Annotated in this window: 13 protein-coding genes and 6 pseudogenes; 11 read left to right on the top strand and 8 right to left on the bottom strand. The window is 60.6% G+C overall.

The window, feature by feature from the left end:
- Positions 1–6: 6 nt before the first annotated feature.
- From AC0L7P_RS01705 to AC0L7P_RS01695, 3 genes and pseudogenes are all read right to left on the bottom strand, one after another.
- Positions 7–1,586: pseudogene (locus tag AC0L7P_RS01705) on the bottom strand (gamma-glutamyltransferase family protein).
- Between the two features lie 281 nt (positions 1,587–1,867).
- Positions 1,868–2,368 carry an ATP-binding protein gene (locus AC0L7P_RS01700; protein WP_473434208.1) on the bottom strand — a complete coding sequence of 167 codons (501 nt, stop codon included), beginning with the start codon at positions 2,366–2,368 and terminating at the stop codon, positions 1,868–1,870.
- On the bottom strand, positions 2,358–2,732 hold the full coding sequence (locus tag AC0L7P_RS01695; protein WP_473434207.1) for an STAS domain-containing protein: 375 nt from the start codon (positions 2,730–2,732) through the stop codon (positions 2,358–2,360). The genes AC0L7P_RS01700 and AC0L7P_RS01695 overlap by 11 nt, the downstream gene beginning before the upstream one ends.
- A 115-nt stretch (positions 2,733–2,847) precedes the next feature.
- Between AC0L7P_RS01695 and AC0L7P_RS01690 the strand changes: the two genes are divergently transcribed.
- From AC0L7P_RS01690 to AC0L7P_RS01675, 4 genes and pseudogenes are all read left to right on the top strand, one after another.
- Positions 2,848–3,354: a GAF domain-containing protein gene (locus AC0L7P_RS01690; RefSeq protein WP_473434206.1), complete on the top strand. Its 507-nt coding sequence runs from the start codon at positions 2,848–2,850 to the stop codon at positions 3,352–3,354.
- 44 nt (positions 3,355–3,398) lie between these two features.
- Positions 3,399–4,046 carry a pseudouridine synthase gene (locus AC0L7P_RS01685; RefSeq protein WP_473434205.1) on the top strand — a complete coding sequence of 216 codons (648 nt, stop codon included), beginning with the start codon at positions 3,399–3,401 and terminating at the stop codon, positions 4,044–4,046.
- 115 nt (positions 4,047–4,161) lie between these two features.
- Positions 4,162–4,819, top strand: a pseudogene (locus AC0L7P_RS01680) (peroxiredoxin).
- 243 nt (positions 4,820–5,062) lie between these two features.
- Positions 5,063–7,009 (top strand): calcium-binding protein, encoded by a 1,947-nt coding sequence (locus AC0L7P_RS01675; RefSeq protein ID WP_473434204.1) that lies wholly within the window; start codon positions 5,063–5,065, stop codon positions 7,007–7,009.
- 76 nt (positions 7,010–7,085) lie between these two features.
- Here the strand turns inward: AC0L7P_RS01675 and pnp are convergent.
- Positions 7,086–9,215 (bottom strand): annotated as a pseudogene (gene pnp, locus AC0L7P_RS01670) (polyribonucleotide nucleotidyltransferase).
- A gap of 258 nt (positions 9,216–9,473) precedes the next feature.
- Between pnp and AC0L7P_RS01665 the strand changes: the two are divergent.
- Positions 9,474–10,250: an SDR family NAD(P)-dependent oxidoreductase gene (locus tag AC0L7P_RS01665; RefSeq protein ID WP_473434203.1), complete on the top strand. Its 777-nt coding sequence runs from the start codon at positions 9,474–9,476 to the stop codon at positions 10,248–10,250.
- A 134-nt stretch (positions 10,251–10,384) separates the two neighbouring features.
- Here AC0L7P_RS01665 and rpsO read toward each other — a convergent pair whose 3' ends face one another.
- Positions 10,385–10,654 carry a 30S ribosomal protein S15 gene (gene rpsO / locus AC0L7P_RS01660; protein WP_473434202.1) on the bottom strand — a complete coding sequence of 90 codons (270 nt, stop codon included), beginning with the start codon at positions 10,652–10,654 and terminating at the stop codon, positions 10,385–10,387.
- Positions 10,655–10,987: 333 nt separating this feature from the next.
- On the opposite strand from rpsO, the gene AC0L7P_RS01655 reads away from it, so the two are divergent.
- From AC0L7P_RS01655 to AC0L7P_RS01645, 3 genes are all read left to right on the top strand, one after another.
- Entirely contained in the window at positions 10,988–12,406 is a 1,419-nt protein-coding gene (locus AC0L7P_RS01655; RefSeq protein WP_473434201.1) for a calcium-binding protein, read from the top strand.
- A gap of 202 nt (positions 12,407–12,608) precedes the next feature.
- The gene (locus AC0L7P_RS01650) at positions 12,609–13,151 is read left to right on the top strand and encodes a hypothetical protein (protein WP_473434200.1); all 543 of its coding nucleotides are present in this window, start codon (positions 12,609–12,611) and stop codon (positions 13,149–13,151) included.
- Positions 13,105–14,229 (top strand): calcium-binding protein, encoded by a 1,125-nt coding sequence (locus tag AC0L7P_RS01645; RefSeq protein WP_473434199.1) that lies wholly within the window; start codon positions 13,105–13,107, stop codon positions 14,227–14,229. Before AC0L7P_RS01650 ends, AC0L7P_RS01645 begins: the two co-directional genes overlap by 47 nt.
- Before the next feature lie 173 nt (positions 14,230–14,402).
- Here the strand turns inward: AC0L7P_RS01645 and AC0L7P_RS01640 are convergent, their stop codons facing one another.
- Entirely contained in the window at positions 14,403–15,764 is a 1,362-nt protein-coding gene (locus tag AC0L7P_RS01640) for an ammonium transporter (protein WP_473434198.1), read from the bottom strand.
- A gap of 35 nt (positions 15,765–15,799) precedes the next feature.
- Positions 15,800–16,138 carry a P-II family nitrogen regulator gene (locus tag AC0L7P_RS01635; RefSeq protein WP_473434197.1) on the bottom strand — a complete coding sequence of 113 codons (339 nt, stop codon included), beginning with the start codon at positions 16,136–16,138 and terminating at the stop codon, positions 15,800–15,802.
- Positions 16,139–16,367: 229 nt separating this feature from the next.
- Between AC0L7P_RS01635 and AC0L7P_RS01630 the strand changes: the two are divergent.
- A pseudogene (locus AC0L7P_RS01630) lies at positions 16,368–18,592 on the top strand (transglycosylase domain-containing protein).
- Here AC0L7P_RS01630 and AC0L7P_RS01625 read toward each other — a convergent pair.
- Positions 18,593–19,009 (bottom strand): hypothetical protein, encoded by a 417-nt coding sequence (locus tag AC0L7P_RS01625; RefSeq protein ID WP_473434196.1) that lies wholly within the window; start codon positions 19,007–19,009, stop codon positions 18,593–18,595.
- A 198-nt stretch (positions 19,010–19,207) separates the two neighbouring features.
- Between AC0L7P_RS01625 and AC0L7P_RS01620 the strand changes: the two are divergent.
- Together AC0L7P_RS01620 and AC0L7P_RS01615 are read left to right on the top strand one after the other, a co-directional pair.
- A pseudogene (locus tag AC0L7P_RS01620) lies at positions 19,208–20,945 on the top strand (type I secretion system permease/ATPase).
- Positions 20,942–22,247: pseudogene (locus tag AC0L7P_RS01615) on the top strand (HlyD family type I secretion periplasmic adaptor subunit). Before AC0L7P_RS01620 ends, AC0L7P_RS01615 begins: the two co-directional pseudogenes overlap by 4 nt.
- The last annotated feature ends 36 nt before the right edge of the window (positions 22,248–22,283 follow it).

Below are 22,283 nucleotides of genomic sequence, written 5' to 3'. Positions count from 1 at the left end.
CGCGGCTCAGTATCCCAGTGCGCAGCCATCCTTGCGTGGGTCGGATGCCCCCTCCAACACGCCGGTTTCATGATTGATCCTGATCGCCTGCGCCCCGCCGATGGGGGTTTGCGGGATAGTCACCTTGTGCCCTCGCGCGGTCAGATCGGCGCGGACGGCATCGCTGTAGCCCCGTTCGACTTTCATCACCCCGGCATCGGAAAATGCCCGGGGGGCGTCGATGGCGGTTTGTGGGTCCATACCGTAATCGGTGAGATTTGACAGGAACCGCGCATGACCGTTGGGTTGATACGCGCCGCCCATTACGCCAAACGGCATGATCACCCGGCCATTCTGGCGCAACATGCCCGGAATAATCGTGTGCATGGGGCGTTTGCCGCCGCCCGCTTCGTTCGGGTGACCGGCCTCAAGCGTGAAACCGGCGCCGCGATTCTGGAACAATATCCCGTATTTGTCAGAGGCAAGACCCGCGCCAAAGCTGTGAAAGATCGAATAGATCAGTGAAACGGCCATCTGATCCTTGTCGACCACGGTGATATAAACCGTATCCTTATGCACGCTTTCGGAAATCTGTGCCGGGTTGGCCATGGCGCGTTTCGGGTCGATCAGCGCGGCCAGTGCGCTTGCCGTTTCCGGGGCCAACATATGGGACAGCCGCGTAATGTGATCTGGGTCGGCCATAAACCGATTGCGCGCGTCATAGGCCAGTTTGGTCGCTTCGGCCTCAATATGGGCGCGGTCGGCGCCGAATGGCTCCATGGCGGCTATATCAAAGTGCGACAGGATGTTGGTCAGCAAAATCGCCGTGGCACCCTGCCCATTTGGTGGATGTTCCACCAGGTCGATACCGTTGTAGGGGCCGCTGACCGGATCGGTGTAATCGCAGGCGGTGTTTGCGAAATCCTCCAGGGTATGGGTGCCGCCCAAGGCGCGCAGGCTGTTGACCAGATCTTCGGCCACTTCGCCCTCGTAAAATCCCGCGCGTCCATCCATCGCGACCCGGCGCAAGACCTCGGCCTGTTCAGGCGCGCGAAATATCTGACCGACCGCAGGGGCCTGCCCGTTCAAAAGGTATTTTTCCCGGGCCGTTCCCGCGATCCGGTCGGTGGCGATGGCCCAATCCTGCGCCACGCGTGGGGCAATGGGCACGCCCGCTTCGGCATAGTGGATTGCCGGGGCAAGGGTGGTTTTCAGGCCAATTCGCCCCCAATCGGTGGACAGGCGACAGAAGGCATCAATCGCACCGGGCACGGTCACGCAATCGGCGCTGTCCAGGGGCATGGTTTGCAAACCCTTGGCGCGGAGGGTGTCGGGGTTCAGCGCCGCAGGCGCGCGGCCCGATCCGTTCAGCGCAAGAATATCATCGCTGCCCGCAGGCGAGAGGAGCACAAAACAATCGCCGCCAAGGCCGGTCATCTGTGGTTCGCAAATGCCCAGAACAACCGCACCCGCGATGGCGGCATCCACTGCATTGCCGCCGGATTCCAGCATCTGAACGGCGATCTTGGCGGCAAGGGGTGGGACGTGGCGCACATGCCATTGGTGGCAAACACCGGCGAGCGGCCGGGAAGATGAAAATCACGCATACGTCTGGCCTTTCGCGGGTATCCCGGGAAAGGTTACCCGTGCGGCATTTAATTGCAATGGGAGAGTAAACCTCGACGCCGCGCACTGGGTGGGGGCTGTTACACACGGCGCCGAGGGAAGCTTTAAGCAGCTACAAGTCTGTTATGACGTTTCAATCTGGCCGCGATGGGGTGGGTTTGGGGCCATTTCAGGGCATCGTGCTGGTCGCCGGAGGCCGGTATCGGACATGCCAATCGCCCGTCAGCGCCGGGCTGGCGGGCAGGGGTGCGACGTCATTTGTTCAGTTGCGGTGCAGGGCCTGCCCGATTTCAATTTGAAAGCTGAGGATGTTTTTGCCAGCGTCGCGCAGATAGGCAAGGTTGCGGGTCAACTTGCGGATCAGAAACCAGCCAAACCCGCCCTCAGGTTGCAGTTCCAACGGACGATCGAAGTTGGGCGGATAGCCCTGTGGCGGTGTGTTGCTGGGCATCGCCGCGCCACTGTCGATCACGCGGCAGGACAGGCCGTTATCCGTCTGTTTCAGGTGCAATTCGATCAGGCCCGCGTCTTCGTTGTGATAGGCGTGTTCGGTGACGTTGTTCAGCACCTCGGCCAGCACCAGTTCAACGGTGCTGCTGTCATCCTCTGACAGGTTCATGGCGCCCAGCCCTGACATGATGCTGGCCAGGGCGCTGCGGACGTTTGGCTGGGTGCAGGGGAACGTCAGGCGCAGTTCCACTGTGTTGCCGCTGCTGCGCTCTTCGATGATCTGAACGTCGCGCGCGACTGCCTCAGTACGCATGAGCCCGGCCTTGGTTTGTCGGCCCTATGCCGTTCACACCCAACAGGGCAGCGGCCAGATCGGAATGGATGGTGAAAATACTGTCCATGCGGGTCAGGCGAAATACCTTTTCGACGGCAGGGTTCAGACCCGAAAGTTCCAGCTTGCGGTCATGGCCAAGCTGTTTCATCGCGCCGATGACTGCCCCGAGACCGCTGCTGTCAAGAAAGCGGACCGTCGCCATATCCAGCACCACCCGCGGCGGGGCGTCATTGGTCAAATCGCGCATGCTTTCCTTGAAATCGAGGGCGATGGCGGCATCCATCCGGTTTTCGCGCACAGAAACCACCATGAGACCATCATATTGCGCTGTATCGAGTTGCATTTTCACACTCCTTCGGTCCGAATGAATGCACCTTACCCGCCTAGGGGTTATCAATCTGTAATCATCTGGCGGTTGAATCCAATTGTCGCGATTTTTCACCGTGAATGGGGCCGAGATGACAGCGAAATACACCGAACTGGCGCGGATCATCGCCAGTCTGACCGACGGCGAAACCGATGCCGTTGCCCTGATGGCCACCATCACCTGCGAGGTGCATCACAGCGACGACCGCTTTGATTGGACAGGGTTTTATCGGGTCGTGGCGCCTGAAATGCTGAAAATCGGGCCGTATCAGGGTGGTCATGGCTGCCTTGTCATTCCGTTTTCGCGGGGCGTGTGCGGGGCTGCGGCACGCACGAAGCAGGTGCAGATCGTCGCGGATGTGAATGCCTTTGCGGGCCATATTGCCTGTGCGTCCTCTACCCGGTCCGAACTGGTTCTGCCGGTGACAAACGGCGCGGGCGATTTGATTGCGGTGTTCGACATCGATAGCAACCGCAGCGATGCCTTTACTCTGGAAGACGCAGATCAGATCGCGGCGATCCTTGGGCGGTGTTTTTCCGCGGTTGCCGCCCCAACCTTCCAGGGTGTTGATACCCATGGTAAAATTTCGCTTCTCTGATCTTTAGGCGGGCAGCCGCGCGGAAAATGCGGTAATCAACGGAAATGAGCACACCATATTCTCCGCCCGACACCCCGCTTGAGGTGATCCACCGCGACCATGAACTGTTGATTCTGGCCAAACCTGCGGGCCTTTTGTCGGTCCCGGGCAAGGGGCCGGATCTGGCGGATTGCCTGTTGCGCCGCGCGCAAGAGGCGTTTCCCGAGGTGTTGCTGGTGCATCGGTTGGATCGCGACACGTCGGGGGTGATGGTGTTTGCCATGTCGCCCCATGCCCAGCGGCATCTGGGGCTGCAATTTGAAAAGCGCTATATGAAAAAGACATATGTGGCGCGGGTTTCGGGGCGGATGACGCCCGCGACGGGAACGGTTGACCTGCCGTTGATCGTGGATTGGCCGAACCGGCCACGGCAGATGGTGGACCATGAGAATGGCCGTGCGGCGGTGACGGATTACCGGGTTGTGCGGGCGACGGATGCGGAAACCCGGGTGCGGCTTTACCCCAGGACCGGGCGTTCCCACCAGTTGCGGGTGCATATGCTGGCGCTGGGACATCCGATTTTGGGGGATCCGTTCTATGCCAGCGGCGCGGCAGCGGATTTTCCGCGCCTGATGCTGCACGCCGAGAGCCTGCGCCTGCGCCATCCCGATGGGGGCGTGGGGATGACGTTTCGGGTGAAATGCCCGTTCTGAAAGGCTGCGCGTGGCGTAGAGGGGGTGAATTTGGCGGGTGTGACGCATTGCACCTTCACCTTGCGGGGCGGCTGACCTATCTGTGAAGGAATTGCAGCCGATAAAGGAGCCAGCCATGGCACTTCGTATCAATGACATCGCCCCCGATTTTACCGCCGACACGACCGAAGGGTCGATCCGGTTTCACGATTGGATCGGGGATGGTTATGCGGTCCTGTTTTCGCACCCCAAGGATTTCACCCCCGTCTGCACCACCGAGCTGGGCCTGATGGCCGGGATGATCGACGATTTCGCCAAGCGGGATGCCAAGATCATCGGAATTTCGGTGGACCCGGTAGAAGATCACCATCGCTGGAAATCCGACATCACCGCCCTGACGGGCAATGAAGTGTCGTACCCGATGATCGGCGACCCGGAAATGAAGGTGGCAAAATTGTTTGACATGCTGCCCGCCGAAGCCTCGGGTGATCCGGCAAACCGGACCCCGGCGGACAATCAGACAGTGCGTACCGTGTTCATTATCGGGCCGGACAAAAAGGTGAAGCTGGCGCTGACCTATCCGATGTCGACCGGGCGCAATTTCGATGAAATCCTGCGCGCGCTGGATCTCGATCCGCCTGACGGCCATGCATAAGGTGGCAACGCCGGCCAACTGGAAACAGGGTGAAGATGTCATTCTGACCGGTGCGGTTTCAGACGAAGAAGCGAATGAAAAATTCGGCGGGTTCGACAAGAAGCTGCCCTATCTGCGCACGACAAAACAGCCGGGTTGAGCTGGCACGGGCGGGCGACTGCGCGCTGTGCGCGGCACCCGCCCACCCGGCCACGCCCGGGGCAGATTTCGCGTGGTAGGGGGTGCGGTGGGCGCCGCGTCGCATTCTGTCGGCCTGATCTGAACGCGAATCCGCGTGTCTGGTGCATATTGTGCAGATAGCGAAATAATAATTGCGGGATGACAGGACTCCTATAGTCTGATCGATAATTTTGATCATTGTGCAGACTATAGGGTAATTTCCATGGCAATCATTACAGAAACAACTGACGCCGCAACAGGTTTGAATACCATTTACCGGCTTCAGGTTGGGGATACCTTTGCGGGATCAGTCGCCGGCTCAAATGATGAAGTGGATCGTGTGCTTGTCGATCTGATGGCTGGCGAAACCTATACCGTGGTTTTGAACGGCCTGCATGGCGGTGCAAGTGTGGGGTCGCTCGGGCTTGGCAATTACGACAACGGCGTGACCTCCTGGACCCTTCGCTATGCCGACGGAAGCACGGTCGGGCAGATTACGGGATTGCAGGTAATCGACCTCGGAGATGGCTGGCACGTGACGTTCGAGGCACCGCTAACGGGCGAGTATTCCTTGTTCGTCGATGATAATGGCGATGCGTCGGCTGGCGCATATAAGATGTCGATCCTTCAGGGCGGCGGCCCGGGAAATGACCAGATGACAGGTACGGCGGGTGATGACTGGCTCTTTGGCAGAGCTGGCAACGATATTATCTGGGGCGGCGCTGGCAATGACAGCCTTGATGGTGGCTCTGGCGATGACACGCTGATTGGCGGTGAGGGCGATGACACGCTGGTCGGTGGCGAAGGGGATGATGAGTTCCGGCTTGAGAGTGGCCATACGGGCAGTGGCGGCGAGGTGTATCGGGGGGGCGACGGCACGGATGTGCTGACCCTCTTTTCAGGTGATATCCGCTTTTCCTCCCTGACGCTGGATGCCACTGCAAGTGTTGAGCGGATTGTCGATAATGCGGGCTTCGGCCTTCGCGGCACCAGCGGCGACGATGTGATCGACATTCACGGTCTGAGTGATGTCAGTCAGTTGTACCAATATGCCGGTGTCGATCTGGGCGATGGCGATGATCGTTTCCTTGGCACGGCGTTGGCGGACCAGGCGATTGGCGGTGGCGGTGACGATACGTTGATCGGGGGCGCCGGGGATGATCTTCTTTCCGGTGGACACGGGGCCGATGTTTTGCGGGGCGGCAGCGGGTCAGATACGATTTACAGCTGGGCCGGGAACGACAATATTGGCGGTGGTGCCGGGGACGACAGTATTTCTGGTCAATATGGCCGGAATACGATCTGGGGTGGCACTGGCGATGATACGATTCAGGGCGGCGCCCATTCCGACACGATTTATGGCGGCGGCGATGGCACAAACAGGCTGTTTGGCAATGCCGGGAGAGACCTGATTTATGCTGGCGCGGGCGGTGATTTTATCGGAGGCGGTTCGGGCAGAGATATCGTTCGGGGCGGCATCGGCGAGGACACGATTTTTGGCGGAGCGGGCAATGATAATATTGCCGGCGGCGCCGGGAATGATCTGATTTATGGCTCGGTGGGTGAGAACACCATTTATGGCGGAACCGGGAACGATACTGTTCAGGGTGGCTCTGGCTCCGACACCATTCATGGCGGCGGCGATGGCACCAACAGATTGATCGCGAATGGCGGCAACGATGTTATTTTCGCGGGGTCGGGCGGCGATCTTATCGGCGGCGGGGCCGGTGATGACACCATCTATGGCGGCGATGGCCGGGACACGATTTATGGCGGTGCCGGAGATGACATGATCCACGGTTCGACGGGGATTGATCGGGTGTACCTTGGCGGTGGCGACGATACGTTCAGCGCGGGCACGGGCAAGGATATCGTGACCGGTGGTCCCGGTGCAGACGTTTTTGTGTTTGCGTCAGCCGCGCAGATCGGCACCGGGGCCGACAGGGATGTGATTACCGATTTCACCAGCGGCGTCGATCAGATCAACCTTGAGGGGCTGAACACCCAGTTCAACGGCTCGGCCGGTTTGATCGGGGGCGGTGCATCGTCGTTCTATTTCTTTGCCGCCGGTGGCTTGCTGATTGGCGACACCGATGGCGATGGTGCCAGCGATTGGGTGCTGGACCTTGGCGGTGCCACCGCTGTTTCGGGGGCCGATTTCAGCCTCTGACCATGCTTTCATAGATTGAACAAAAAAGGCCCCGGTGGAAACACCGGGGCCTTTTTCATAATCTGTCGCAATGCGGTTATTCGCTTGCCTCTTCGGCCTTGGCCATTTCGCCGGTGGCCTGATCGACGACCTTCATCGACAGGCGAACCTTGCCGCGATCGTCAAAGCCCAGCAGTTTGACCCAGACTTCCTGACCTTCCTTGAGCACATCGGACGGATGGTTCAACCGGCGGTTTTCGATCTGGCTGACGTGGACCAGCCCGTCGCGCTTGCCAAAGAAGTTCACGAAGGCGCCGAAATCGACCAGTTTGACGACGGTGCCCTTGTAGATCTTGCCTTCTTCCGGCTCGGCCACGATCGAGTGGATCATGTCATAGGCCTTTTTGATGGCCTCGGCGTTGGAGCTGGCGATCTTGATGATGCCATCGTCGTTGATGTCGACCTTGGCGCCCGACACTTCGACGATCTCGCGGATCACCTTGCCGCCCGATCCGATCACTTCGCGGATTTTGTCGGTTGGCACCTGCATGGTTTCGATCTTGGGGGCATGTTCGCTGAACGCGGCGGCGCCGGACAGCGCCTTGTTCATTTCGCCCAGGATGTGCAACCGGCCATCTTTGGCCTGTGCCAGCGCCTTTTCCATGATCTCGGGCGTGATGCCCGCGACCTTGATATCCATCTGCAACGACGTGATGCCTTCGGCGGTGCCGGCAACCTTGAAATCCATGTCGCCCAGGTGGTCTTCGTCACCCAGAATGTCAGTGAGGATGGCGTAAGATCCGTCCTCTTCGAGGATCAGGCCCATGGCCACTCCGGCAACCGGCGCCTTGAGCGGCACACCGGCATCCATCATCGACAGCGACCCACCACAGACCGACGCCATGGAGGAGGAGCCGTTGGATTCGGTGATCTCGCTCACAACGCGGATGGTATAGGGGAAATCGGTGGCAGCGGGCAGAACGGCCTGAAGGGCGCGCCATGCCAGTTTGCCGTGGCCGATTTCACGACGTCCCGGAGGGCCGAAACGGCCAACCTCGCCCACCGAATAGGGGGAAGTTATAGTGCAGCAGGAAGTTGGATTTGTACGTCCCGTGCAGCGCGTCGATCATTTGTTCGTCGTCGCCTGTGCCAAGGGTGGTCACGACCAGACCCTGGGTTTCGCCACGGGTGAACAGGGCCGACCCATGGGTGCGGGGAGAAAACCGGTTTCGGCAACGATGGGGCGCACGGTCGACGTGTCGCGCCCGTCAATCCGCTTGCCGGTTTTCACGACGTCACCGCGCAGGATGCCGGATTCCAGCTTCTTGATCGCGGACCCGAGGTTTTCGTCGGCCTGCTGATCGTCGGTCAGCGCGGCCTTGATCGAGGCAACGGCGTTTGAAATGGCCGTGGTGCGTTCCTGTTTGTCGGTGATCGCAAAGGCGGCGCGCATGGCGGTTTCGCCTGCGGCCTTGACGGCACCGTACAGTGCCGAATAATCGGCAGGCTGGAAATCGAACGGTTCTTTCGCGCAGGCCTCGGCCAGGTCGATGATCAGGTCGATCACCGGCTGGATCTGTTCGTGGGCGAATTTCACCGCGCCCAGCATTTCGGCCTCGGTCAGCTCGTAAGCTTCGGATTCGACCATCATCACGGCGTCTTTGGTGCCGGCAACCACCAGATCAAGCCGCTGTTCGGGCTTGAGTTTCAGGTTGTGCATGTCGTCGATCTCGGGATTCAGCACATAATCGCCATCGACAAAACCAACGCGGCACCCGGCAATCGGGCCCATGAAGGGCGCGCCGGAAATGGTCAGGGCGGCCGACGCGGCGATCATGGCCACCATGTCGGGGTCATTGACCAGATCGTGGGACAGCACGGTGCAGATGACCAGAACTTCGTTCTTGAAACCGGGCACGAACAGCGGGCGGATCGGACGGTCGATCAGGCGGCTGGTGAGGGTTTCTTTTTCGGTCGGGCGCGCTTCGCGCTTGAAGAAACCGCCCGGCACCTTGCCGGCGGCATAGTATTTTTCGTTGTAATGCACGGTCAGCGGAAAGAAATCCTGCCCCGGCTTTTGGCTTTTCGCGAAGGTCACGTTGGCCATGACGCTGGTTTCGCCCAGCGTGGCGATGACCGAACCGTCGGCCTGACGGGCAACCTTGCCCGTTTCCAGTGTCAGCGTCTCTTCGCCCCACTGGATTGATTTTGTCGTAACGTTGAACATGTAAGTTCCTCATGTCGGCCCGCAGGCCATTGCATAGGGGGCGTATTCCCCCTGACCTCTGTATCTTTTTTGTAAGGCGCTGAGGTCCGGGCGCCTTCTTTCAGATTGCGTGGCCTTACAGCAGTTTTGCCCGTTTGGAAAGGTGTTCTGCCCAAGACGTGATAAGCGGGCCAATGGCGGTGGGAACCCGGACAGGGCCGGGGCGCGTTGAACGATCAGCACGGCGTTGCCATATGTTGCCGAATGAAAGGACATCTCATGACCAATACGGCCCTTGTCACCGGCGCATCGTCGGGCATCGGAATGGAGTTCGCCCGGATACACGCGGAAAAGGGCGGCGATGTCATTCTGTCGGCCCGGAATGTGGGCGCGCTGGAAAAACTGGCCGCCGAGCTTGAATCGGCCCACGGGATCGCTGCCCATGTGTTTCCTCTCGATCTGGGGGCAGAGGGGGCGGCGCAGCAGCTTTATGACCGGGTAAAGGCGGCGGGGTTGAAGGTGGATGTCCTGATCAACAACGCCGGGTTTGGCGGCCAAGGGCGGATGGTTGACCGGGCCGTGGCCGACGATCTGGCGATGATTGACCTGAACATCAAGGCGCTGGTGGTGCTGACCCATGCCTTTGCCCGCGACATGGCGGCGGCGGGCGGTGGCAAGATCCTGAACGTGGGGTCCACCGCCGGGTTCATGCCGGGGCCGTATCAGGCGACCTATTTCGCCACCAAGGCGTTTGTCGCGTCGTTCAGTCAGGCGGTGGATCACGAATTGCGCGATCAGGGCGTAAGCTGCACCGTTCTGGCGCCGGGATATGTGGAAACCGGGTTCGCCAAGGCCGCGAACCTTGAGGGCACCGGGCTGGTTTCGGGGGGCGGTGCCAGCGCGCGCTCCGTGGCCGAACATGGATACGCCGCGATGCAGGCGGGGAAATTGGTGAGCGTGAATGAAACCCTGTTGGGGATCGCCGTGAACTGGATCATCCCGCTGGCCCCACGCCGGATGGTGATGAACATGATTGCGAAGATGCAGAAGAAATAGGCACATCTGCCAACAAAAAACCGCGCCTCGTTTGCACGGGCGCGGTTCGGATCGTTGCCTTGGTGAGAGACTCCGCAGGTTTTCTGACGAAAACCCGCTCTATCTCTACGGGTCGCGCTGAGGGCGCGACCGGCTTAGCGGCGGATGCCCAGACGCTTGATCAGATCCTGATACCGGGTCACATCTTTGGATTTGGTGTAATCCAGCAGCTTGCGGCGCCGCGCGACCAGTTTCAGAAGGCCACGACGCGAGTGGTTGTCCTTCTTGTGGGTCTTGAAGTGTTCGGTCAGGGTGGTGATCCGCGATGTCAGAACGGCAATTTGCACCTCAGGCGAACCGGTGTCGTCCGCTTTGGTGCCGAATTCTTTCATCAGGCGGGTCTTTTCTTCGGTCGTAATCGACATCGGGGTCTCCTTTTTCAGACGAAGGGAATGGCGCAAGCCGGGATGTCGTCCAGCAAGGCCCTTGAAACACCGCACGGGGCGGATGGGGGCGTATAGAGGAGTTTGCGCGCAGGGGGAAGTGGCGCTGATGATTCTCTTGGTTCAGGGGTTGGGCCGCGTGATTGTTTGCGCTGTGGAGGCAATGACCTTCAGTCGCTTGCATTGTTGCGCAGATGTGGGGGGAGGGCCATACGCCATTGATTTAAGGTATTTATTTGTTAACATTGATTGATAGGGTGAGAGTGAAAATTCATTTCGTCGCACGAGATGCGCCGGCAGGAGAGGGGTGGGGTAATGTTATTATTGGCTGCGGTATTCGGGGTGCTGACGTTGGGTTTGGTGTTTGACGCGTTTTCCGACGACGATTCGTCACCTGAAACCGATGAACCGACGAACGGCGATGACGTTCTGATCGGCACCGATGGCGATGACATGATCGACGGTCTGCACGGCGACGATGTGATCCGGGGCCTGAGCGGTGACGATGCCCTTGGAGGCGGTGCCGGCAAGGATGAATTGTTTGGTGGCGCAGGCAACGATGATCTTTTCGGCGGCGACGGTGACGATACCGTGATGGGCGGCAGCGGTGCGGATATGATCCGGGGCGGCCCCGCGTCGGATGACATGTTTGGCGAAAGCGGTGGCGACACCATCATCGGCGGCGGTGGCAGCGATTTTGCCGATGGCGGCGCTGACCGTGACGATATCTCTGGTGGCTCGGGGGCCGATACGCTGTTCGGCGGCACCGAAACCGACACGATCCTTGGTGGCACCGGCGCAGATTTCATTGACGGTGGCGATCAGGGTGACACTTTGGACGGCGGCGGTGGTGCCGATACGATGCTGGGCGGTGAAGGCGCCGATACGGTTGCCGGGGGCAACGGCGACGATCTGATCGCGGGCCAAATGGGCGACGATCAACTGTTCGGCAACGAGGGCAATGATTCAATCCGCGGCGGCGCGAATGACGACATGATCGGTGGCGGTCTGGGTGACGACACCCTGTCCGGCGGGGAAGACAACGATACGTTGATGGGCGCCAGTGGTGCGGATAACCTGTTCGGCGGCATGGGAGAGGATTCCCTGTCGGGTGGCGGCGGCGATGATGTGTTGGTCGGTATGATGCGCGGTGCGCCCGCCGAAGACGGATCGACCTCCGACACCGACGCGGGCGATACCTTGTCTGGCGATGGCGGTGACGACACCCTTTATGGCGGCAACGAGGATATCCTGACTGGCGGCGACGGGGCCGATGTGTTTGCCGCGGGCACCTGGGTCAGCACCACCAGCGCGCTGCCCGAAGTAACGGATTATACGCCGGGCGATGATTCGCTCGTCGTGATCTATGATCCCGCGGTGACGCTAGATCCGACAATCACGGTCACACCCACCGGCACCGGTTCGGATTCACTGGTGTCGCTGAACGGGGCGGGGGTGATGGTTGTGGTCAATTCCGTCGGCCTCACGGCGGATGACGTGACCCTGATGGAAGAGCAATTTGCCCTGAACGAAGGCACGATTGACGACACCGCAATCGTCACCCCCGAGGCCCCGACGCCGACCCCGACGCCGGAAACGCCGACCGCGCCGGCGGACCCCGAACAGCCTGCGGATGGACAACCGACAGATGAGAGCCCCGAGGAACCGGCAAATGGCGACCCGGCAGAGCCCGTCGTTGAACCGGAGGAGCCGGTGGTGGTGGTCCCGACCTGAAAACTGCCGAAGGCGGGCGCGACAATTTTGACCAACGCGCCGGGCCCATCCCCGCAGATAAAATGGCCGCCCGTAACAGGCGGCCATTTTCAGTTTGGGGCAGAATTGATGAAATTAACCTAAAATCCTGAATTATTTCGACACCTGACCGTAAGACTCTCACTATAGGCTTGGGGGATCGGTTGCTCGGCAGGGGGGCGTCATGCTGGCAGGATTGTTGTTTTTGGGCGTATTGGCAGCCACGTCGTTTCCCGATGTGATGGATATCATGCACGCCAATGCCGCGGGGGACGATCCCTCCGACGACCACACTCAGGGCGACGAGAATGCGGATCAGATGATTGATGAACCCTCTGGCGATGATGTGGAGGACGAGGATCAGGCGCTGGGCGAAGACCTGTTTGCAGAGCCGCCCGCCGGGCGCACCAATGTTGAAGCGTTCAAACCCGGACGTGATACGCTGACCATCGCGGTGCCCGACGAGGCGCAGGAATTCACGGCCCATGACGGGAATGATACCGAAAATGCTGTTTTGCGGTATGAAACCGATGAGGGCGCGGTTGAGATTCAGTTTGACGGATTGAACCGCGTTCCGGTCGGGGATGTGTTTCTCCGGGTGTCGGATGGCGGATCGCCCACCCATGACGCCGATCTGTCCCTGTTGCAATTGTTGGATAACAGCAGCAACGGCGCAGTTCTTGACCCTGTCGATCCCACCATGCCCGACGATCCGCCCCCCGGATGAGGGGGAGGGCGTGGTGCTTGCGCCGGTTGATCCCACGCTTCCGGATGATCCGCCCGAAACGTCGGAGGAGGGGCAGGTATTGTACCCGGTCGAGCAAGAGGGCGTGCCGTTGGGATCAGGCGATCTGGCCGCGCTGCTGGAGCGGGATGGCGGGTCGTCGGTTGGCATTGGCCCCGACGCGCCCGCGCCACAGGTGTACGGTGATGACGCGGACAGCGCGACCGTGCCGGCAGTGGGCGCAACCGGCACGCTGACCCTGACCGAGGCTGTTCCGTCGCTGCACGCTGAGACTGGTGACGTGACGGCGATGGATATGGGCGGCGGCGCCGATACTCTGATTGTTCAGGACGGCGCGACCTATGGGTTTGGCGGCGGCGGCGACGATACGCTGGCAGGGGGCAGCGGGGCTGTGGCGCTCTATGGTGGTGCGGGGGCCGACCTGTTGCGCGGCGGCGATTCGGGCGACGGCCAGACGATGCTGAACGGCGGCACTGGCGATGATCAGATTTTCGCAGGCGCCACTGGGGCCTATCTGGATGGCGGTGAACATGACGAGGCTCCGGGTGAAACGGGCAACGACGTGATCATTGGGGGCGAAGGTGGCGATACAATCCGCGGAGGATGGGGTGCCGATTACCTCTCGGGGGCGGGCGGAGATGATGTGATTGACCATCGCGGCGTTGATGCGGAACGGATCATCGCGGAACGCCATGAATTCGCCTGGCATCAGGACGGTGCAACCGACACTTTGGATGGGGGCGATGGCAACGACACGTTGATTTTTGAGCAGGGGGATATTGTTCGCGGCGGTGCCGGTGATGATGTGTTCTGGCTCTATTCCGACCCCGCAAGCGGCGGTGTTGCGGATATCGCCGATTTCACGCCGGGGCAGGATTTCCTGCGGCTTTCACTTAACCCGCACATTGCCGGAAATGGGGCCGTGGCGCTTGTGCCATCCGCGAACGGACAGGATGGATTGGTGCAGGTCGATGGTGCTACGGTGGCGGTGCTGCGCGGTGCGCCCGGCGCAACGCTGACCGACCTTTATGTCGAAACCCGGCCCGACGTTTTTGCCTGATCCAGGTGGTTGCGCCCAGCCGCACAGTGGTTATTCGTACAGCGCGCGCGGTTGGGCGGCAAATAATGGAATGCGCCCGAAGGGCGCTCTGCTGGATCACACCCCTTGGTCACGGACGGACAGCAAAAACCCGGGCGAATGTCGCCCGGGTTTGGTTTTCAGGTCCGTTGATCTCAGCCTTTGGCGAATTCGGGATACGCTTCCATGCCCAGTTCGGCCACGTCCAGCCCGTTGATCTCGTCCTCTTCACTGACGCGAATGCCGGTGACAGCCTTCAGGATCAGCCACAACACACTGCTCGTCACCAGAACAAAGGCGCCGACGATGATGATCGAGCTGATTTGCCCCACGATAGTGGCGTCGGAGTTGGTCAGAACCACGGCGAGCGTCCCCCAGATGCCACAGAACAGGTGCACCGGGATGGCGCCCACCACATCGTCGATCTTCAGCTTGTCCAGGAAGGGAACCGCGAACACCACGATCACCCCACCGACGGCGCCGATCAGCGTGGCTGCCCCCAACGAAGGCGTCAGCGGCTCGGCGGTGATCGATACCAGCCCGGCCAGCGCGCCGTTCAGCACCATGGTCAGGTCGGGCTTTTTATACAGAACCTGCGTCAGGATCAGTGCGGCAATCGCGCCCCCCGCTGCGGCGGTGTTGGTGTTGGCAAAGATGCGGCTGATGTCAGCCACATTGGCGGCGGTGTCCATATAGAGCTGCGATCCGCCGTTGAACCCGAACCAGCCCAACCACAGGATGAACGTGCCCAAAGTGGCCAGCGGCAGGTTGGCGCCGGGCATCGGGTTGACGCGGCCATCCTTGCTGTATTTGCCCAGACGCGGCCCCAGGATCAGCGCCCCGGCCAGCGCGGCCCAGCCGCCCACCGAATGCACCACGGTCGAACCGGCGAAATCAAGAAAGCCCAGGGATTCGTTCAGATACCCGCCGCCCCATTTCCAACTTGCCTGGATCGGATAAATCACGCCGGTCAGCACAATGATGAAGAACAGGAAAGGCCAAAGTTTGATCCGCTCGGCCAATGTGCCGGATACGATAGAGGCGGTGGTGGCGCAGAACATCAACTGAAAGAAGAAATCGGATCCGACCGACGCATAGGACAGATCGGTCTGGGTTCCGGCCAGGCCGACAGGTTCAAGCGATGCCATGCTCAACGCCCCCAGCCAGCCGGGAATCATCCAGCTGTCCGGGTAAACGCCATCGGTCGGTGCGCCCGGATACATCAGGCCATAGCCCAGCACATAATAAAGGACGGCGGCAAAGCCAAACAGCGCGACGTTTTTCATCAACTGCATCGTGGTGTTCTTTTGGCGCACCAGTCCGGCTTCGAGCATGGTAAATCCGGCCGCCATCCAGAACACCATGAAACCGGTGACCAGAAACATGAAGGTGGTGAGGATATAGCCAATCTCGGCCACGGGCGGCGTGTTGTCTGCAACAGCGGCGGCGTCCTGGGCAAGGCCCGCCGTGGGCAGCGCCAGCACCGCCACGAATGGAAGAAGTTTGATCAGTTTCATCGTTTGTTTTCCCTTTGTAAGGATGCTGGTGCCAATTACAGCGCGTCGTCGTTGGTTTCGCCGGTGCGCACCCGCACGGCGGATTCGACATCGAGCACGAAAATCTTGCCGTCCCCGATCTTTTCGGTCCGGGCGGTATGGGCGATGGTTTCGACCACCTGATCGACCATGGAATCAGAGACGACGATCTCAAGCCGGGCCTTGGGCACAAAGTTCACCGCGTATTCGGCGCCGCGATAGATTTCGGTGTGGCCGGATTGCGAGCCAAACCCCTTGATTTCGGTTACCATCATGCCGCGCACGCCGATGGCGGTCAGCGCCTCGCGAACCTCCTCGAGCTTGAACGGTTTGATTGCTGCAATAATCAGTTTCACGGTTTTCCCCTTCGGTCCGTTGGGGCGCTGGCCCCCTGAGTGTGGTCATTCCAGCAACAGGTGGGCGGGACCGCTGTTTCACAAGCTTCGGGCGCATTTCTGCGGGCCTGATGACGCGGGGTTTGCACAATTTTTGCACTAATTGTGGTGTGTGGTTAAAAACTGTGCGGTCAGAAAAAACCAAAGTTGACGGGTTGCGCCCTCTACTTTTGCTGCACTGCGGTGTAATCTGGCGAAAACAGATAAAGCACCGAGGGCTGAGCATGGCCGGTACAGGCAGAAAAAACCACCTCTGGTGGCGGACAAGCGGCGTGGTGCAAAGACGCCGCAAAAGCCGAAGCCACGTCGCAAACCCACGCGGCGCAAGGCCGCCCCGCGCCGCCGTGGGGGCATTGTCGGGATGATCACCGGGTTGTTCCGCTGGATCCTGACATTGATCTGGCGGCTGATGTGGCGGGGAACGGCCGTGGTCGTTTTGCTGATCGCGCTGGGTGTGTTCTATTTTTATGCCACAATGCCGCCCCTCGCGAACCTGTTGGATGCGCGATCACGCGGGTCGGTCACGCTGTTGGATCGTGACGGTCAGGTTTTTGCCTGGCGGGGCGAACAATTTGGCGGTCAGACCACGGCAAACAGCGTGTCGCCCTATCTGAAACACGCCATCATCGCGACCGAGGACAAGCGGTTCTATCATCATTTCGGGGTGTCGCCCCGGGGCATCGCCAGCGCGATCAAGATCAACCTGTCCGAAGGACGCGGCGCGCTGTCGGGCCATGGCGGATCGACCATCACCCAGCAGACGGCGAAATTGCTGTGTCTGGGGGTGCCGTTCGACCCGGAAGAGTGGAAAAATGAAACCGCCTATGAGGCGGATTGCCGGGTCGGTTCCATGTGGCGCAAGATCAAGGAAGCGGTCTATGCCATGGGGCTTGAGGCGCGGTTCACCAAGGATGAAATCCTGACGATCTATATGAACCGGGCGTTTCTGGGTGCAGGTTCGCGCGGGTTTGAGGCAGCGGCGCAACGGTATTTCGGCAAATCCGCCGCTGATGTCGACCCGGCAGAGGCGGCGATGTTGGCCGGTTTGCTGGTGGCGCCCACCCGCTATGCCCCGACCAACGATCTGGCCCGTTCACAGCGGCGTTCGCAAACGGTGCTGCGGTTGATGGCGGAACAGGGCTATCTGTCCACCGCCGAGGCGCAGAACGCCGAAAGCCACCCTGCCGAGCTGTCACAAGCAGCCGAGGCGCGGGCGGGGGGTATTACGCCGATTGGGTGATGGATGCAGGGCCCGATTTCCTGACCCGGGACACGACCGAGGATGTGGTGTTGCGCACCACGTTCGATCCGCATCTGCAAAAGGCCGCCGAAGAGGCGTTGGATGAAATATTCAAAACCAAGGTCAAGGAAGGCTCCAAGGCGCAGGCCGCCATCGTGGTGATGAGCAGTGACGGCGCGGTGCGCGCCATGGTTGGCGGGCGCAGGTTTCGCGGGGTCGCGGGCCAGTTCAACCGCGCGATCATGGCCAAGCGGCAGACCGGTTCGGCGTTCAAACCCTTTGTCTATGCCACCGCGCTTGAACTGGGCTATGGCGCGTTCGACACGGTGGTCGATGAACCCCTGACCCTGAATGTGCCGGGGTCGGGGCCTTGGTCGCCGCGCAATTATGATGGCAAATTTCGCGGCAGGGTCACTTTGACCGAGGCTCTGAAAGATTCCCTTAACATCCCTGCTGTAAAAGTGTCCGAAGCGGTGGGCCGGGATAATGTCCGCAAGGTGGCCGAGGATTTCGGCATCGTATCGGACCTCGCCTCGGGGCCGGCGCTGGCGCTTGGGGCGTCGGAATCAACGCTGTTGGAAATGACTGGTGCCTATGCCGGTATTCTCAACGGGGGAACATCGGTGCGGCCCTATGGTTTGCTTGAATTGCGGCTCAAGGGGGATGATGCGCCGCTGATCGGTCAGGATGGCGGCATGGGCGAACGGGTGATTTCCCGGGATGCGGCTGAACAACTGACCTATATGATGACGCGGGTGATCGAGGATGGCACCGGCAGACGCGCGAAACTGCCCAACCGCGAGGCGGCGGGCAAAACCGGAACCACCCAGGCGGCGCGCGATGCGTGGTTTCTGGGGTTTACCGCCGATTATGTCGCCGGGGTCTGGATGGGGTACGATGACAATACCCCCCTGACGGGGGTAACGGGCGGCGGTCTGCCTGCCGAAATCTGGCACGAGGTCATGGTGCGGGTGCATCAGGGTCTTCCCGCCCGCCCGCTGCCCATGCGCCGCCCGGCGGCCCCCGCGCCCGCCGAGGTGCCAGGCACCAGCAATTCGGCCAGTTCCGGCAATGCAGAACGCGCCCCGCAACCGGTGCCGCCGCCCCGCGAACCCGATCTGGTCGAGCGGATCATCGACGACGTGCTGGGCAATCTGTTCGGGGGTGGCAACTGATCATTCGGTGATGCCGATTTCGTCCGAGGTGATGATGGTGCCCTGCGCCGGGTCATCGCGGCAGCGGTCGTATTTATAGGCGAAACCGTTCCAGGCCATGATCAATCCGCCATCTGCCGCGCGCATGAACAGCGCGCGCTGGCTCCAATCATCACCATCGCCGGTGCAGACCATGTCATAAAGCACCGCGTCCATGTCCCGAACATTGACCGGCTGGGTCATCTTGCACTGGCCCTGAACGCCGAAAAACACATTGTCGGCGATCTTGAGCGCCCCGCCCGTCGCCCCGGTGACGCTGCAATCGGATGTTGGCGACACCCGGTACACGCCGTCAAAGGGGGCGGCCAAAACCGGGCCTGCGCACAATATGGCGCACAACGTGCCGGCAATGCGGTGTGACATTGAATTTTTGGTCATGATACCCTCGCAACAATAGCCACCTTGCCCAACCGGGCACGTTCAGGGAATCCCGGCTATTGTGCCACATCCGGAATTGTCCGGCGCCGAACAATATGATTTCCGTGAACTATTGGTTAAGATACTCTATGCCATGAAGATAGGCGTGGAAGGTCAGGGTAACAAGCGGCCGGGGTTTGGCCAGCAGACGTGGGGCATATGACGCAAATCAATACCGCAACCGGCCGGTCCGAACTTGCCAAGGTCAGGTCCGAAAGTCGCAGTCTGTTCTGGGCGGTGGGACTATTCAGCATGTTCGTCAACGCGCTGATGCTGACCGGCCCGTTGTTCATGTTGCAGGTCTATGACCGCGTGCTGGGCAGCCGGAGCGAGGCGACGCTGCTGGCGCTGTTCGTCCTGATGGGGTTTCTGTTCCTGATCATGGGCATCCTGGATTACGCCCGTGGCCGGATTCTGGCCCGAATCGGCGCGCGGTTTCAAACGCGGCTGGACCGGCGGGTGTTTGCGGCGATGGTGCGCAAAGCGGCCGTCGCCCCCGAAAAAGAGGCGCAGGCGTCCAACAACCTGCGCGATCTTGAGGCCGTGCAGCGGCTGTTGTCGTCGCCGGTGTTGACCGCCATGTTCGATCTGCCCTGGACACCGCTGTTTTTGCTGGGGATCGCGCTGTTCCACCCATGGCTGGGCATTCTGGCTGTCTGTGGCGGATTGGTGTTGGTGATTGTGGCCGTGATCAACCAGGTCACCACCATCAGCCCGGTGATGAAGGCCAATCAGGCCACCCTGCGCGCCGAACGGATGGCCGAACAGATCCGTGTCGAGGCCGAGCTTGTACGATCCCTCGGGATGCAGGATTCAACCTTCAGCCGCTGGCAGGTGCTGCGCGATGCGTCGCTGTCGGAAACGATCACGGCGTCGGATCTGGGCGGCGGTTTCACGGCGACAACCAAAACCTTTCGCATTTTCCTGCAATCCACCATGCTTGCCCTTGGGGCCTATCTGGTTTTGCAGCAGCAAATGACACCCGGTGGCATGATCGCGGCGTCGATCCTGATGGGGCGGGCGCTGGCGCCGATCGACATGGCGTTGGGCCAATGGCAAATTGTACAGCGCGCCCGGGAAGGCTGGAAGCGGCTGGCCGAACTTCTGAGCCTTGTCGGCGTTGAGCCGCCGCGCACCGCGCTGCCGAGGCCCAAGGCCCGGTTGTCAGTGAATCAGGTCACGATCATCCCGCCGGGTGAACAACAGGCCAGCGTGCGCATGGTGAATTTCGAGGTGGAACCCGGAGAAGCGGTCGGGATCATCGGCCATTCGGCGTCGGGAAAATCCACCTTGGCACGGGCGCTGGTCGGGGTCTGGCGCCCCTCGGGGGGAAAATCCGCCTTGATGGCGCCGCGTTGGAGCAATACGAGCCTGACGTTCTGGGCAAGCATATCGGCTATCTTCCCCAGCGGGTGCAGTTGTTTGATGGCACCATCGCCCAGAATATCGCACGTCTTCAGCCCGATGCCCGGGACGAAGATATCGTAACGGCCGCAAAAAAGGCCGCTGCCCATGATATGATCGTCAAAATGCCCGATGGTTATGACACGCTGGTCACGCCCACGGGCGGGCGCCTTTCGGGGGCCAGATGCAGCGGATCGGCCTGGCCCGGGCGATGTTCGGCGATCCGGTTCTGCTGGTGCTGGATGAGCCGAATTCAAATCTGGATAACGAAGGCTCCGAAGCGTTGAATGCGTCAATCCGCGCGTTGAAATCCGAGGGAAAATCAATCCTGATCATGGCCCACCGACCTGCCGCGATCAAGGAATGTGACAAGCTTCTGGTCATGGAGGCGGGGATGCGTCGCGCGTTTGGCCCGCGCGATGAGGTGCTGCGCGAAATGGTCAGCAATCACCGTGATATCGCCGCCAATCCGGTGCGGGCGGGCGTGCAATGAGCGGCGAAAAATCCTGGTCGGCCACCCGGCCCGTCGTGGTTGGCATGCTTGCGCTGCTGGTACTTGTCGGCGGTTTTGGCACTTGGTCAATGATGATCGAGATTTCCGGCGCGATTATCGCTTCTGGCCAGATCGAGGTGGAACGAAACCGCCAGGTGGTTCAGCATCCCGATGGCGGCGTCGTCTCCGAAATTCTGGTAGGCGAAGGCGACACGGTAGAGGCCGGCGAAACCCTGGTCCGGCTTGATCCCACGCTGCTGCGATCGGATTTGACAGGGGTGGAAAGCCAACTTTTTGAACTGATGAGCCGCCGTGCCCGTCTGACCGCAGAACGTGACGACGCGGATGAAATCACCTTCGCGCCCGAACTTCTCAGGGTGGCGGCAAAACAGCCCGAGGTTCTTGATCTGGTCGATGGTCAAGAGCGCCTGTTTGACGCCCGCAAGGATTCGATGGCGCAGCAAGTCAAGCAATTGAACCAGCGGCGCCAGCAGATCGCCAGCCAGATCAGCGGAATATCAGCGCAGCAAGAGGCCCTGACCACCCAGGTTTCGCTGATCCAAGAGGAATTGGCCAGTCAGCAATCCTTGCTGGATCGTGGTCTGGCGCAGGCCAGCCGCGTTCTGGGATTGCAGCGCGAAGATGCCCGTCTGCGCGGCACCATGGGCGAGCTGGAGGCGAGCGGGGCGCAGGCCTCGGAGAAGATCACCGAGATCGAGCTTCAGATTCTGGCATTGGGGACAACCCGGCGCGAGGACGCGATCACCCAGATCCGGGATCTGCAATATCGCGAACTGGAACTGGCCGAGCGTCGTCGTGCGCTCCACGAACAATTGTCGCGGCTCGACATCAAATCACCCGTGGCCGGCGTTGTGTACGGCATGACTGTGTTTGCCGAACGCTCGGTCATTCGCCCCGCCGATCCGGTCTTGTATATCGTGCCGCAGGATCGCCCGCTGGTTATCGCGACGCGGGTATCGGCGATCAATATTGATCAGGTTTATGTGGGGCAGGAGGTGGTTCTGCGGTTCTCGGCCTTTGATCTCGCGCACGACCCCCGAATTCATTGGCGAAGTGACCCAGATTTCGGCGGATGCCTTTGTGGATGAGGCGTCTCGCAGTTCGTTTTATCGTGCCGAAATTCAGTTGAAACCGCATGAATTGGACAAATTACCCGACAATCTGACGCTGATTCCCGGGATGCCGGTCGAGGCGTTTTTGCGCACCGAAGACCGCACGCCGATGGCCTATTTCCTGCGCCCGGTTGCGAATTATTTCACCAAGGCGTTCCGCGAAAGTTGAACACGGGCCTTTCCGTTGGGGCACTGGCAGAGTAGC

This window comes from Oceaniglobus sp. K40-3 (assembly GCF_055808395.1).
Note: the sequence above shows the minus strand (reverse complement) of the source record. Positions and strands in the feature narration are given on the sequence as shown.